The following is a 13,958-nucleotide window of genomic DNA, read 5'->3' on the forward strand; positions in this document are numbered from 1 at the left end:
CTGCCTCAGGCCAGTCCCCGGCGGGCGACCGCCGGGGGCCGGTGACCGGCGATCGAGGCCACCATGTCCAGCACCTGCCGGGTCTCCGCGACCTCGTGGACGCGGTAGACCTGCGCGCCCAACCAGGCCGACACCGCGGTCGTCGCCAGGGTGCCGAGCACCCGTTCCTTGACCGGCCTGTCCAGCGTCTCGCCCACGAAGTCCTTGTTGGACAGCGAGACCAGCACCGGCCAGCCGGTGTCCGCCATCTCGCCGAGCCGGCGGGTCGCCTCCAGGCTGTGCCGGGTGTTCTTCCCGAAGTCGTGCCCCGGGTCGATCATGACCGCGTCCCGCCGGACACCCAACTCCACGGCCCGCTCGGCCAGTCCGAGCGTCACCCGCAGGATGTCGGCCATCACGTCCTCGTACGTCACCCGGTGCGGGCGGGTACGCGGCTCGGCGCCGCCCGCGTGCGTGCACACCAGGCCGACGTCGTACCGCGCCGCGACCTCGGCGAGCTTCGGATCGACGCCGCCCCAGGCGTCGTTGAGCAGATCGGCGCCCGCCTCGCAGACCGCCTCGCCGACGTCGTGCCGCCAGGTGTCGACGCTGATCACCACATCCGGGTGGCGCCTGCGCACCTCGGCCACGAACCCGACCGTGCGGCGGGCCTCCTCCTCGGCGCTCACCTCCTCGCCCGGACCGGCCTTGACGCCACCGATGTCGATGATCGCGGCGCCCTCGGCCACCGCCTGCTCGACACGGGCGAGCGCCGGCTCGTCGCGGAACGTGGCGCCCTGGTCGTAAAAGGAGTCCGGCGTCCTGTTCACGATCGCCATGATCACCGGCTCGTGCGCGCCGAACTCGCGATTCCCCAGCCGCAGCATTCCTTGACTCCCTCTCCGTGGTCCGCCAGCGACCCTAACTGTCACACCCGCATGGCACGATCAGTGCAGGCGCACAGTTCGGGGAGTTGGTCGTGTTCTGGTTCTTGCTGATCGCGATGGTCGTGGTCGTGGCGGCGGTCACGCTCGTCGTCGTGGGTGGCGGTGACGGCGGCGGGCTGCGCGATGCCGCGCCGGACCGGCTGTACGACCCGCTGCCCGCGGAGCGCCCGGTGGCGCGCGCCGACATCGAGGCCGTCCGCCTGCCCGTGACGGTCCGCGGCTACCGCATGCAGGACGTCGACGACGTCCTCGACCGCCTCGGCGCCGAGCTGGCGGAGCGCGACGCCCGGATCGCCGAGCTGGAGTCCGCGCTGGCCGGCGCGCACGCCGCGGCCATGCAGACCGGCGGACCGGGCCCGACCGGCCTGCACCGGGCGGGCCCCGCGCCCGGCCAGGTCCCGCCCGGCCCGGTGGAGGACACACGGCCCGCAGACGGCCCCGTGGCGGACGCGCAGCCCGGCAGTGGGGTCCCGCAGCCCCCCGGCTCCTCCGAGGCCCCTGACGGCCCGGAGGGTGAGGAGCGGTCGTGAGCGGCGTGGTGACGGCTCCGGACGGCGTTCCCCGCTGCCCGTGGGGCATGGAAACGGAGCGGATGGCCGACTACCGCGAGTACCACGACACCGAATGGGGCCTGCCCGTCCACGGCGACGATGCCCTCTTCGAACGAATGAGCCTGGAGGCGTTCCAGTCCGGGCTGTCCTGGATCACGATCCTGCGCCGCCGCCCCGGCTTCCGTGCCGCGTTCGCCGGGTTCCGCATCCCGGAGGTGGCGCGGTTCACCGACGCCGACGCCGAGCGGCTGCTCGCCGACCCCGGCATCATCCGCAACCGCGCCAAGATCGCCGCGACGATCAACAACGCCAAGGTCGCCGCCGAGCTGCCCCCGGGCGAACTCGACGCCCTCATCTGGTCCTACGCCCCCGACCGGGCCGACCGCCCGGCGCCGCGCACCCTCGCCGATCTCCAGCCGGTCACCGCGGAGTCGACGGCACTCGCCAAGGACCTCAAGAAGCGCGGCTTCCGCTTCGTCGGCCCCACGACGGCGTACGCCATGATGCAGGCCTGCGGCCTGGTCAACGACCATCTGGCGGACTGCCATGTCCGCGCGGCCACCGAGGCGGCGGGGCGGTCTGCGGGTTGATCGGTGCGCCGGGCCGCGGCCGGGCGCACCGGCGGTGGGGCGGGTCCGGCGGCCGGGCCCGCCCCACCGCGCTCGGCGGGCCTTCTCACCGGCCCAGGAAGCGCGGCTTCTCCTTCTTCACGAACGCCTCGACGGCGATCCCGTGGTCCTCCGAGGCGCCGGCCCGTCCCTGCAGCTCGTCCTCCTTGCCGAGGGTCTCGGCGAGCGAGTGGCCCGCCCCGTAGGCCAGCGACTCCTTGAGCGCGGCGTAGGCGGCGGTCGGCCCCTCGGCCAGCCGGCGGGCCACGGCCGCGGCCTCGGCGGCCAGCTCCTCGGCGGGGACGATCTTGTTGACCATGCCCAGGTCGTAGGCCTCCTGGGCGCTGATGTTGCGTGGGAAGAGCAGCAGATCGGCGGCCCGGCCGTGGCCGATGAGACGGGGCAGCGTCCAGGACACCCCGGAGTCCGCCGTCAGCGCCACGCCCGCGAACGAGGTGTTGAAAGAGGCGGAGTCGGCGACGACCCGGTAGTCGGCGGCCAGCGCGAACCCCGCACCGGCCCCCGCGGCGACGCCGTTGACGCCCGCGACCACGGGCTTGGGCATCTCGGCGAGCGCGGTGACGATGGGGTTGTAGTGCTCGCGCACCGTGTTCATGGTGTTCCCCGAGCCGTCGGCCCGGTCCGCGGCCAGCAGCCCGATGTGCTCCTTGAGGTCCTGGCCGACGCAGAAGGCGCGCCCGGTGGCCGTGAGGAGTACGGCCCGCACGGCCGGGTCCGCGGAGGCCTGCTGGAGGGTGTCCCGCAGCTGGACCTTCGCCTCGATGTTGAGCGCGTTCATCGCGTCGGGGCGATTGAGAGTGACCGTCGCGAGTCCGTCGGTCACGTCGTAGAGCACGGTGTCGGCCATAGTGGGAGTCCCCTCCGTCGCGGCTCGTACTGCCCGGTAATGGCAGTCAGCGCTCAGGATGCCGGAGATCATCGACTGCCGACATGTGACGTACGTCAAAGAATCCGGGCGCGTCGGACGTGTGCGAGTGGCGCAGTATCGCAGCCGCCTCCCCGAATTGAGTGGTTTTGAGAGAGCGCGTTGCCAAAGGGATGCAGGCTGATGTTGGTCATCGGGTCGTTCGATGCGGGATAATGACTGGGAAGCAATGTGTTCGATGCCGGTGACACGTGGGTTGTCGGCTGCGATGAGCTGGTTTCAGGAAGGGGAACGAGCATGGCGGCCATGAAGCCGCGGACGGGCGACGGCCCGCTCGAGGTGACCAAGGAGGGGCGGGGCATCGTCATGCGCGTTCCGCTCGAAGGCGGCGGGCGACTCGTCGTCGAGCTGACACCCGACGAAGCCAAGGCCCTGGGTGAGGCACTGGAGAAGGTCACCGTCTGACGAGGGCGGCTCGATTGCTGCGGTTCCCCGGGGGCTGACCCCCGGTACCCCCAGCCGAATACCCCGGCCCCGGCAGGCGGCGTGCAGAAATGCGCGCCGCGTGCCGGGGCCGTTTCGTTGCCGCCTTCGCCGCCGTGCCCGCCATGCCTTTCATTGCCACTTGGCCGTCATGGATTTTCCGTTCCATGCCGTCCGCAGGTGAGGATCCGAGGTCGAGCAGGCGAGGGGAGCGCGGGCCGGAGCGGTCAGCCGCGCTTGACGGCGCAGAGCAGTCCGTCGCCGACCGGCAGCAGGGCAGGCGCCAGGGTGGTGCTCTCCCGGACGGCCCGCAGTAGTTCGCGCAGTCGCAGGACCTCCGCGGGCTGCACTGCGGAGTCGACCGTACGGCCGTCCGCGAAGACGCCCTCGAAGCACACCAGGCCGCCGGGGCGCAGCAGACGCAACGATTCAGCGAGGTACTCGAGGTACTCCATCAGGTCCCCGTCGCAGAAGACGAGGTCGTATCCGCCGTCCGCGAGGCGGGGCAGGACGTCCAGGGCGCGGCCGGGGATGAAGCGGGCGCGGTTGCCGGCGAAGCCCGCCTCGCGGAACGCCTGCTTGGCGAACGTCTGCCGCTCCGGTTCGAGATCGACCGTGGTCAGCACCCCGTCCGGGCGCATTCCGTGGAGGAGGTAGATGCCCGACACGCCCGTGCCCGTGCCGATCTCGGCGACGGCCTTGGCGCCGGCGGTGGCGGCGAGCATGCGCAGGGCCGCGCCGGTGCCGGTCGTCACCGTACGGACGCCGGCCTCGCGCGCGCGGTCCCGGGACCAGCGCAGAGCGGCTTCGGTGGTGCCGTCGATGGTCCCGGCGCCGTACGCCTCGGCGAAAGCCAAGCTCGTCTGCCGGTTGCCGGTAATGGCCCTCTCCTGTCCCCGTAGTTGACGCAACCGTGACTGTATCCGCTGCGTGCGGGAACCCGCAGATGGGACCGGGCGTTATCAAGAGGCAGGGGGGATGCACCGGTGAAGACCGCGCGAGACACGCAGCAAGACCAGAAGCAGGACCAAATGCAGGTCAAATCTGCTTATCCGGAGCTAACGGGCGAGGTGGATATGGTAGGGGCTCTACTGGACACCACCAGAGCCACCAGGGGAGGTGCGGCTGCAGCGGGTGACCGCAGAGTGCTGAGGCGCTTGCGCCGGTCGTCCGCCGAGCCGAAATCCGTGACAAACACCGCTGACCGTTTCCGCGCCCATGGCCCCAAGGGCATGGGAGGAGCCCCCACCACCGATCCCGCACCCACCGCGACCTTCGCCGAGGACGCGGATGTGCAGGCGTGGACTCCCCCCAGCTGGGAGGAGATCGTCAGCACCCACAGTGCACGGGTCTACCGCCTTGCCTACCGCCTCACCGGCAATCAGCACGACGCCGAGGACCTCACGCAGGAGGTGTTCGTCCGCGTCTTCCGATCGCTGTCGACGTACACCCCCGGCACCTTCGAGGGCTGGCTGCACCGCATCACGACCAACCTCTTCCTGGACATGGTCCGCCGCCGTCAGCGCATCCGCTTCGACGCGCTCGGCGACGACGCGGCCGAGCGCCTGCCCAGCCGTGAGCCCTCCCCGCAGCAGCATTTCAACGACACCCACTTCGACGCGGATGTGCAGCAGGCGCTGGACACCCTCGCGCCGGAGTTCCGCGCCGCCGTCGTGCTGTGCGACATCGAGGGCCTGTCGTACGAGGAGATCGCCGCGACCCTCGGCGTCAAGCTCGGCACGGTCCGCAGCCGGATCCACCGCGGCCGCTCCCACCTGCGCAAGGCGCTCAAGCACCGTTCCCCGGCGGCGCGCGCAGAAGAGCGTGAACAGCAGCGGTCGCTGGCCGTGATCTCCACCGGGGAGGTCGGGATCGCGTGAGCGGTACTGGCCGTCCGTCCCCTTCAGAACAGCACCTCGGCGACCGCCTCGCAGCCCTGGTCGACGGTGAGTTGGGACATGACGCCCGCGAGCGGGTGCTGGCCCATCTCGCCACGTGCGGTAAGTGCAAGGCCGAGGCGGACGCACAGCGTCGGCTGAAGAGCGTCTTCGCCGAGACGGCGCCCCCCGGCCCGTCCGAAGGACTGCTGGCGCGCCTCCAGGGGCTGCCCGGCGGCGACCAGAACGGTCCGGGCAGCAAGCTCGGCGCGGGCGGCCTGGGCCCCGGAGACTTCGCGACGGGTGGCCCCTTCGGCTACCTCCCCCCCGAGGGCCACGCCATGTCCGCGGTTCCCCAGCGGCCCCGCCAACAGGGCTTCCGCGTCCACGACACCGATCGGCCCGCTCCGCAGCGGCGCAGATTCGCCTTCGCGGCTGCCGGGGCGGTCTCGCTCGCGGCCTTCGCGCTCGGCGGCGCGCTCCCACTGGAAGCGGCCGTCGATACGCCCGGCGGGCGCGGCGAGGGCACCGGCACCGCCGTCCCGCTCAGCGCGACCCCGCCGGCCGGTGGCTCGCCGGTCCGCGGCGAGGACCTCCTCGTCAACCGCAATGCCCGGTCGGTCTCCTCACCGCAGGCCGGTGGACAGGCCACGGCTCCCGCCCCCAGCTCGCTGGGGCTGTACGGCCCGGGCGCGGCCATGCCCTCCCGCTCGTCGCTGACCCCGAATCCGACGGCGGGGCGGTTCGGTCTGTCGCCGCTGATAGCCGCGACGGGCCCCGGCTCGGCCTACCACCTCGCACCGGTGGCCGCCGAGAGTCCTGCGACCGCCAAGCGCTCCCACCCGCAGCCGCCGCTGGAGCCCAAGCGGCCGCTGGCCGGCTCGGCGGCGTCCCCCGCCGCCTCCGCCCAGGGCACAACCCCCGCCCAGCACTGACCGGACCCTGCGCAGGCCCGCGCGGAACTGGTTGAATCGCTGTTGGGCGGCGCACCCCTGTTCGGGGGGTGGGCCGCGAGGTGGCGGTGGCTCGCGTATCAGGGCGGGCGAAATGGTGGGGAGAGCATGGACGACGGTAAGGCCGCCGGGCCGAAGCTGAAGTGGTGGAGCCGCCCGGGACACACCCCGAGCCGGCAACCGTCCGCCGAGACCGGTCCACACATCCCGACGCCCCCTGCCGACACCGCGTCGGATTCCCACGTGCCGGATTCCCGCGTGCCGGACGGCACCGTCGCGTACGGCACCGCGTCGGACCCCTCCGCGTCGCGGGAGGACCAGGACTGGACCGTTCGTCCGCCGGAGCGCGGCGGGCAGCCGGACGCGAGCGCGTTGCCCGGGCCGCAGGGCGGCCCCCAGGCGCCGGAAGCGACCGACGGGCTCGCCACGACCGCGCACGAGACCCGGGGCGACGAGGCGTACGCGGTGCGCTTGGAGAAGCAGGACGCGGGCACACCGGCCCCTGAGGGGGCGTCAGTGCCGGACGGCGGTCACAGCGCCGCGTCGACCGTGACGCTCCGTCAGGTCGGCGAGGGCGCGGGGGAGGAGACGCCTGCCGACCCGCGCGCGCAACTGCCGGAACCGAAGCCCGTTGCTGCGAGTCCCGGCACCGCGTCCACGTCCACTTCCACGTCCACTGCCACTTCCGCCTCGTCGCCTTCCACCTCGCCGCCTTCCGCACCGATGCCGGCCGCTGCGACGCCCTCCGCCGCGACACCCGGCGCGCCCACGGCCTCCCCCGCCCCGCCGCTCGCCGCTCCGGTGGCCGGGAGTCACGGTGCTGAAGTGCCGGGTGGTGCGGTTGGTGAGTCTGGTGAGTTCGGGGTCGACGGGTCGCGCGCCGATGCGCAGATCCGGCAGCCGCTGCATCCCGAGGACCCGTACGGCACGCCCCCGTACGGTGGCCCCGGTCCGTGGGCGCCCGCGCCGCCCGTGCAGCGGCCGGTTCCCACCCCCGCGCACGGCACGCGGATGCCGCAGCCGCCCGGGCCGCAGGCCGCGTACGGCGCGCCCGCGCCGCCCCCCTCCGTGGCCATGCCCCCGCAGGCCCCGCAAGCCCCGCAAGCCCCGCAGGCGGGTGCTGCCTACCCGAGCGTGCCGCCGCAAACCGCGCCCTCCGGCCCGCAGCTCGCATCAGGCACATCCACAGGCACATCCACAGCCACGTCCGCATCCGCAGGCATAGGCGCCGGCGCGGGGCCGTCCGACGGGGCGCACGCCGCGTCGGACGGTCACACCGGAGTCCACCACCTCCCGCACGGCGCCGCCGCCGGCCGGCCCTCGGGCCCGCAGACTGTCGGCCCCCAGCCCTCCGGCCTGCATGCCTCCGGCCCGCAGAACACCGACCAGCAGGTCCCCGGTCAGGAGAGCGCGCTCGGCCGGGACGGGGCCGCGGACACCGCACGCGATGGCGCGGACAGTGGGTTCATGCCGCAACCCGGTGACGGGGGTCCCCGCGCCGCCGGCGCACGGTCGGCGGGGCCGGAGCGGGCCGGCGGCGACCAGCCGCTGCCCCCGGAACAGTCACACCCGAATCCCCCCGTGGCTCACCAGCCCCCCGCGGCCCACCAGCCGCAGGCCGGGGCAGCCCCGCACGCCCCCACCGGCCCGTTCGCCGCGCAGCCGCAGCCGCAGCCGCAGCCGCAGCCGCAGCCGCAGCCGCAGCCGTCCGCAGACCTCCCGGGCCATGGGCAGGCAGCCGGTCCCGGCAACCCCGCCGCCGCCCCGCACGGCGCCTGGAAGCAGTACGACCCCTGGAGCGCCCCGCAACACGGCGGTCCCGCCGGCCCTCCGACCGGTGCCCGGCGCAGCCGGCGCGCACCGCTGGCCATCGGTGCCGTGGTGCTGGCCCTCCTCGCGGGCGGGGTCGGCGGCGGCATCGGCGCGTACATCGAGCGCAACGGCGGCCTCAGTGCCATCGAGCTGCCCCAGGCCGCCGGCGAGCAGAGCGGCCGTAACCCCGAGAGCGTCGCCGGGATCGCGCAGACGGCGCTGCCCGGCGTGGTGACCCTGCATGTCCGGGGCGGCGCCGAGCAGGGCACCGGCACCGGCTTCGTCCTCGACCGGCAGGGCCACATCCTCACCAACAACCACGTCGTCGAACCGGCAGGCACGGGCGGTGAGATCTCGGTGACCTTCAGCGGGGGCCAGACCGCCAAGGCCAAGGTCGTCGGCCAGGACGGCGGCTACGACCTCGCGGTCGTCCAGGTCGAGGGCGTCACGGGGCTGCGGCCGCTGACCCTCGGCAACTCCGACACGGTCCGGGTCGGGGACCCGGTCGTGGCGATCGGCGCACCGTACGACCTCGCCAACACCGTCACCGCCGGCATCATCAGCGCCAAGCAGCGGCCGATCACCGCGGGCGGTGAGAAGGGCGACGGCAGCGATGTGTCGTACGTCGACGCCCTCCAGACGGACGCGCCCATCAACCCGGGCAACTCCGGCGGGCCGCTGGTGGACGCCAAGGCGCGGGTGATCGGCATCAACAGCGCGATCCGTGCGGCCGACAGCGGCAACGGGCTGGACGGTGGCGCGCAGGGCGGCAGCATAGGGCTGGGCTTCGCGATACCGATCAATCAGGCCAAGCGGGTCGCCGAGGAGCTGATCAACACCGGGCGGGCCACGCATCCGGTGATCGGCGTCACCCTGGAGATGGACTACACCGGTGACGGCGCGCGGGTGAGCGCCCGCAGCAAGGACGCGAAGGCACCGGTCACCCCCGGCGGTCCGGGCGCGAAGGCCGGGATCCGGCCGGGTGACGTGATCACGAAGGTGGACGGCGCTCCGGTGCACGGCGGTGAGGAACTGATCGTCAAGATCCGCAGCCACCGCCCGGGGGACAGCCTGATGCTGACCCTGGAGCGGGACGGGGAGGAGCGGTCCGTCCGGCTCACGCTGGGCTCCTCCAGTACGGGCTGATCGTTTGCAGGGTGTTGGTGCGGGTGACTCCCGCCCGGGGCGACGGGCCAGGTACCGTGAGAGACGGCCTGGCCTCCGGGCCCCCGAGGCCGCGATACCCCAAGGAGCTGCAAGGTGTTCTTCGACATAGGACCCCTCGAGCTGGTAGCGCTCGTGATCCTTGCGGTGCTCGTCTTCGGCCCGGACAAACTGCCCAAGGTCATTCAGGACGTGACGGGCTTCATCCGCAAGGTGCGGGCCTTCTCCGACAGCGCCAAGGAAGACATCCGCAGCGAGCTCGGCCCGGATTTCAAGGACTTCGAGTTCGACGACCTCAAGCCCAAGAACTTCGTGCGCAAGCACGTCCTGGAGAAGGACGAGTACGGCCTCAAGGACCTTCAGGAGATCCGCAACGGCTTCGACCTGAAGAAGGAGATGGCCGAGGTCACCGACGCCGTGCACAGCCGGGACGGCGACGCGTCCGCCGCGCCCTCGAATGGCGCAGGTCCGAATCTGTCCAAGGAAGCCCCCGCCGCTGCCTCCGGTGGCCCTGACATGGTCAAAAAGAGCACTGGAGTGGATCAGGGAGAGCGTCCGCCTTTCGACGCCGACGCCACCTGATACTCCCGTATGCCCGGCTGTGTTGACCCGTATGGCTATGCTCCCGGTGTCCGGGGTGAGGTCGCCTGAGGGGGGCGGGCCGCCCACGACGCAGGGCAACAAGGAGGCTCCGCGCAGATGGAGACGACGAGTCGGACAGCGGGACAAGCGGTGTCCGCCGACGTCGACCGGAAGGTCGACGGCTATCTGCTGGCCGCGTTCCCGTGGTACGGCCTCGATGAGGCGTTCACCGGACCACGCTGGCTGATGCGGGTCGGCGTGGCCGCGGACGGCACCGTGGAGCACGGTGCGACCGGGCACGGCGAGACGCCCACCATAAGGGTGGAAACGACGAAGGAGACCGAGCGGTTCGCGGTCGTCGTGACCGTCGCCAGCCGCCCGGTACGGCGCAGTGCCGACGGCACCGGCGTCCTGGACGCCACCTCGATCTCGACGGCGGCCTGGCTCGCCGGGTCCGGGCTGCTCGCGCAGACCTGGCCGACGCAGATGGACCGCACACTGCGCGACGACTGGCTGGACCAGCAGACGATGATCGCCTGGGAGCTGGCGGACGATCTCGACGGCGAGAGCTGGAGCGAGTTGATACTGCCGGTCGACGGCGTGCCGACACCGTTCCGCTACCGCGAGTCCGAGTACGGCTGGGTGCTGGCCGGCTCCGCGAGCGAAGGTTCCGACGGCGTACACATCGGTGCCTACGGGCGCGGGATGAGCGCGTACGGCGTGGCCTTCTCGGTGATCCAGGACCTCGCCGCATACGAGGGCTGAGCGGCGCGGGCGGGCACCGGTAGCCCGCGCACACGGTGAAGGGGCGGACCCGGCAGCGGGTCCGCCCCTTCACCGTCCCGGCGGCGGGAGCACATGCCCCGCCGCCGGACCGCTCAGAACTTGTTGCGCGGGGTGATGCCCAGGGCCATGCCCTGCAGGCCGCGCTGACGGCCGCCCAGCTTGCCGGCGATGGCGCGGATGGCGGCGCCCGCGGGGGAGTCGGGGTCGGTCAGGACGACCGGCTTGCCCTCGTCGCCGCCCTCGCGGAGCCGCACGTCGATCGGGATCGAGCCGAGCACCGGGACCTGGGTGCCGGTGGTCTTCGTCAGCCCCTCGGCGACCCGCTCGCCGCCGCCGGTGCCGAAGACGTCGACCATCTCGTCGCAGTGCGGGCAGGGCAGCCCGGACATGTTCTCGACCACGCCGACGATCTTCTGGTGGGTCTGCACGGCGATCGAGCCGGCCCGCTCGGCGACCTCGGCCGCGGCCTGCTGCGGCGTGGTGACCACGAGGATCTCGGCGTTCGGCACCAGCTGCGCCACCGAGATGGCGATGTCGCCGGTGCCCGGGGGCAGGTCCAGCAGGAGGACGTCCAGGTCGCCCCAGTAGACGTCGGCGAGGAACTGCTGCAGCGCGCGGTGCAGCATCGGGCCGCGCCAGACGACGGGGGCGTTGCCGGGGGTGAACATGCCGATCGAGATGACCTTCACGCCGTTCGCCGACGGCGGCATGATCATGTTCTCGACCTGGGTGGGCTTGCCGTAGGCGCCCAGCATGCGGGGCACGGAGTGGCCGTAGATGTCGGCGTCCACGACACCGACCTTGAGGCCGTCCGCCGCCATCGCCGCGGCGAGGTTGACCGTCACCGACGACTTGCCGACGCCGCCCTTGCCGGAGGCCACGGCGTAGACCCGGGTCAGCGAGCCGGGCTGGGCGAACGGCACCTCACGCTCGGGGGTACCGCCGCGCAGCGAGCTCGCCAGCTCGCGCCGCTGCTCGTCGCTCATCACGTCCAGCTCGACGGTGACGCCGGTAACGCCCTCGACGCCCTCGACCGCCTCGCGCACGTTGGTGGTGATGGTCTCGCGCATCGGGCATCCGGAGACGGTCAGATAAACCGCGACCGTGACCGCGCCGTCCGCCGCGATCTCCACCGATTTGACCATCCCCAGGTCGGTGATGGGGCGGTGGATCTCGGGGTCGTTGACCGTAGCGAGGGCGGCGCGGACGGCGTCTTCGCCGGGAGCGGACGCACTCGACGCGGAGCCTGTGGGCGTGTCGGTAGCCATGCACCGATGGTACGGCGCTGGAGTGGGCCTCCGGAAAGGCCGTCAGCGGTCGCGTTCGTCACTCTCCGCGTCGACCATCTGGCGCAGCTCCAGTTCCTTCATGATGTCGGCCAGCTCAGAGCGGATCCAGTCGCGGGTGGCGACCTCGCCCAGGCCCAGCCGCAGCGCGGCGATCTCCCGTGTCAGGTACTCGGTGTCGGCGATGGAGCGCTCGTTCTGCTTGCGGTCCTGTTCGTGGGTGACCCGGTCCCGGTCGTCCTGCCGGTTCTGGGCCAGCAGGATCAGCGGCGCCGCGTAGGAGGCCTGCAGCGACAGCATCAGGGTCAGGAAGATGAAGGGGTACTCGTCGAACCTCCACCCGCTGGGCGCGCCCACGTTCCAGATGATCCACAGGATGATGATGACCGTCATCCAGACGATGAACCGGCCGGTCCCCAGGAAGCGGGCGATCTTCTCCGACAGCCGCCCGAAGGCCTCCGGGTCGTACTCCGGCCAGAACGTACGGCGCGGCGCCCGCGGCTGGTCCAGCCGCACCCGGGGCCGCTCAGGGGCGCCCCGCCGGACCGCGGAGGCCCCGTGGACCCGTGAGCGCTCCTTGGCGCTCTCCCGCTCCTCAGCGCCCATCTCCGGCCTCCCTGAGATACGCCTCGCCGCTCACGCCGGTCGCCGACTCGCCGTGCATCTCCGTCTCGCGCCAGTCGTCCGGCAGCAGGTGATCCAGCACGTCGTCGACGGTGACCGCGCCGAGCAGCGCGCCGCCCTCGTCGACGACGGGCGCGGCGACCATGTTGTACGTCGCCAGATAGCTGGTCAGTTCGGGCAGCGGGGTGTCCGGGGGCAGCGGCGGCAGATCGGTGTCGACGATCGAGCTGACGAGGGTGAACGGCGGGTCCCGCAGCAGCCGCTGAAAGTGCACCAGACCCAGGTACTTCCCGGTGGGGGTCTCGTCGGGCGGCCGGCAGACGTAGACCTGCGCGGCCAGCGCGGGGGAGAGGTCCGGGTCGCGGACCCGGGCCAGCGCGTCCGCGACGGTCGCGTCCGGGCGCAGCACGATCGGCTCGGTGGTCATCAGGCCGCCCGCGGTGCGCTCCTCGTACGACATCAGCCGGCGGACGTCGGCGGCCTCCTCGGGCCGCATGAGGGCCAGCAGCCGCTCCTTCTCCTCCTCGGGCAGCTCCGAGAGCAGGTCGGCGGCGTCGTCGGGGTCCATCGCCTCCAGGACGTCGGCGGCCCGTTCGTCCTGGAGCTTGCCGATGATCTCGATCTGGTCGTCCTCCGGCAGCTCCTCCAGGACGTCCGCGAGCCGGTCGTCGGCGAGCGCCGCGGCGACCTCGGCGCGCCGCTTGGCGGAGAGGTGGTGCAGTACGCCGGCGAGGTCGGCGGGCCGCAGCTGCTCGAAGGTGGCGAGCAGGTTCTCCGCGCCCTGCCCGTGTTCCTCCAGCGCGAAGCCGGTCACCGCCGACCACTCCACGGTCAGCGTCTCGCCCTTGCGGCGCAGGGCCCCGCCCTTGCCCTTGCGGACGAACACCTTGTCGATCTCCCAGTCACGGCGGGCCGGCAGCTGGCTGATGCCGATGTCGAGGACGGTGACCTCCTCGCCGGTCTCGACCAGCCGCACCCGGCGGTCCAGCAGCTCGCCGAGCACCAGGGTCTCGGAGGCCCGCTGCTCGAAGCGCCGCATGTTGATCACGCCGGTGCTGATGACCTGGCCGGACTCCACGCCCGTCACCCGGGTCATGGGCAGGAAGATCCGGCGTCTGCTGATCACCTCGACGACGAGGCCGAGCAGGCGCGGCGGGCGGTTGCCGACGCGGCGCATCGCGACCAGGTCGCGGACGCGGCCGACCTGGTCGCCATTGGGGTCGAAGACGGCGACGCCGGAGAGGTGGGAGACGAAGACCACCGCCATGCAGGGGCCTCCCTTTCTCCCGTTCTGTCTGGAATATGGCCTCGGTCCGGGTTCAGGCTAACGCGCCCCGGTCGGCGCCGCCCCGGTGGGAACGGCCGTATGGCGTCCGGCCGGGCACGCCGCCGAAAACCGCCGACGGCCCAGGTACGCTGC

General features: G+C 72.5%; 14 protein-coding genes. 8 read left to right on the forward strand and 6 right to left on the reverse strand.

Going from position 1 to position 13,958, the window contains the following annotated elements:
* Window positions 1-5 precede the first annotated feature (5 nt).
* Window positions 6-866 carry a dihydropteroate synthase gene (gene folP, locus ACH4FH_RS11750; RefSeq protein WP_398555599.1) on the reverse strand — a complete coding sequence of 287 codons (861 nt, stop codon included), beginning with the start codon at window positions 864-866 and terminating at the stop codon, window positions 6-8.
* Window positions 867-958: 92 nt separating this feature from the next.
* Here folP and ACH4FH_RS11755 point away from each other — a divergent pair, with 92 nt between their 5' ends.
* On the forward strand, window positions 959-1,456 hold the full coding sequence (locus tag ACH4FH_RS11755) for a DivIVA domain-containing protein (RefSeq protein ID WP_398555600.1): 498 nt from the start codon (window positions 959-961) through the stop codon (window positions 1,454-1,456).
* Entirely contained in the window at window positions 1,453-2,067 is a 615-nt protein-coding gene (locus tag ACH4FH_RS11760) for a DNA-3-methyladenine glycosylase I (protein ID WP_398555601.1), read from the forward strand. Before ACH4FH_RS11755 ends, ACH4FH_RS11760 begins: the two co-directional genes overlap by 4 nt.
* Window positions 2,068-2,152: 85 nt before the next feature.
* Here the strand turns inward: ACH4FH_RS11760 and ACH4FH_RS11765 are convergent, their stop codons facing one another.
* Window positions 2,153-2,953: an enoyl-CoA hydratase-related protein gene (locus ACH4FH_RS11765; protein ID WP_398555602.1), complete on the reverse strand. Its 801-nt coding sequence runs from the start codon at window positions 2,951-2,953 to the stop codon at window positions 2,153-2,155.
* Window positions 2,954-3,268: 315 nt separating this feature from the next.
* Here ACH4FH_RS11765 and ACH4FH_RS11770 point away from each other — a divergent pair, with 315 nt between their 5' ends.
* Window positions 3,269-3,436 (forward strand): DUF3117 domain-containing protein, encoded by a 168-nt coding sequence (locus ACH4FH_RS11770; RefSeq protein ID WP_003985072.1) that lies wholly within the window; start codon window positions 3,269-3,271, stop codon window positions 3,434-3,436.
* A 245-nt stretch (window positions 3,437-3,681) separates the two neighbouring features.
* On the opposite strand, the gene ACH4FH_RS11775 is transcribed toward ACH4FH_RS11770, so the two are convergent.
* Entirely contained in the window at window positions 3,682-4,365 is a 684-nt protein-coding gene (locus ACH4FH_RS11775) for an O-methyltransferase (RefSeq protein ID WP_398555603.1), read from the reverse strand.
* Between the two features lie 276 nt (window positions 4,366-4,641).
* Here ACH4FH_RS11775 and sigE point away from each other — a divergent pair, with 276 nt between their 5' ends.
* The 5 genes from sigE (at window position 4,642) to ACH4FH_RS11800 (ending at window position 10,607) form a co-directional block, all read left to right on the forward strand.
* Entirely contained in the window at window positions 4,642-5,334 is a 693-nt protein-coding gene (gene sigE / locus ACH4FH_RS11780) for an RNA polymerase sigma factor SigE (protein ID WP_398555604.1), read from the forward strand.
* The gene (locus ACH4FH_RS11785) at window positions 5,331-6,266 is read left to right on the forward strand and encodes a zf-HC2 domain-containing protein (RefSeq protein ID WP_398555605.1); all 936 of its coding nucleotides are present in this window, start codon (window positions 5,331-5,333) and stop codon (window positions 6,264-6,266) included. The genes sigE and ACH4FH_RS11785 overlap by 4 nt, the downstream gene beginning before the upstream one ends.
* A 126-nt stretch (window positions 6,267-6,392) precedes the next feature.
* Entirely contained in the window at window positions 6,393-9,242 is a 2,850-nt protein-coding gene (locus ACH4FH_RS11790; protein WP_398555606.1) for a trypsin-like peptidase domain-containing protein, read from the forward strand.
* A 114-nt stretch (window positions 9,243-9,356) separates the two neighbouring features.
* Window positions 9,357-9,842, forward strand: coding sequence for a sec-independent translocase (locus ACH4FH_RS11795; protein WP_398555607.1), 486 nt, complete (start codon window positions 9,357-9,359; stop codon window positions 9,840-9,842).
* Between the two features lie 117 nt (window positions 9,843-9,959).
* A complete protein-coding gene (locus ACH4FH_RS11800) occupies window positions 9,960-10,607 on the forward strand; it encodes a hypothetical protein (RefSeq protein WP_398555608.1) in 648 nt (215 codons plus the stop codon).
* 113 nt (window positions 10,608-10,720) lie between these two features.
* On the opposite strand, the gene ACH4FH_RS11805 is transcribed toward ACH4FH_RS11800, so the two are convergent.
* Genes ACH4FH_RS11805 through ACH4FH_RS11815 form a run of 3 tightly spaced genes read right to left on the reverse strand, consistent with a single transcriptional unit; the run spans window position 10,721 to window position 13,805 of the window.
* Entirely contained in the window at window positions 10,721-11,896 is a 1,176-nt protein-coding gene (locus tag ACH4FH_RS11805; protein WP_398555609.1) for an Mrp/NBP35 family ATP-binding protein, read from the reverse strand.
* Between the two features lie 42 nt (window positions 11,897-11,938).
* Window positions 11,939-12,520 (reverse strand): DUF1003 domain-containing protein, encoded by a 582-nt coding sequence (locus ACH4FH_RS11810; RefSeq protein ID WP_393896382.1) that lies wholly within the window; start codon window positions 12,518-12,520, stop codon window positions 11,939-11,941.
* On the reverse strand, window positions 12,510-13,805 hold the full coding sequence (locus tag ACH4FH_RS11815) for a magnesium transporter MgtE N-terminal domain-containing protein (RefSeq protein WP_398555610.1): 1,296 nt from the start codon (window positions 13,803-13,805) through the stop codon (window positions 12,510-12,512). Before ACH4FH_RS11815 ends, ACH4FH_RS11810 begins: the two co-directional genes overlap by 11 nt.
* Between the last annotated feature and the right edge of the window lie 153 nt (window positions 13,806-13,958).

This window comes from Streptomyces sp. NPDC017993 (assembly GCF_044328065.1).
Lineage (GTDB): Bacteria > Actinomycetota > Actinomycetes > Streptomycetales > Streptomycetaceae > Streptomyces.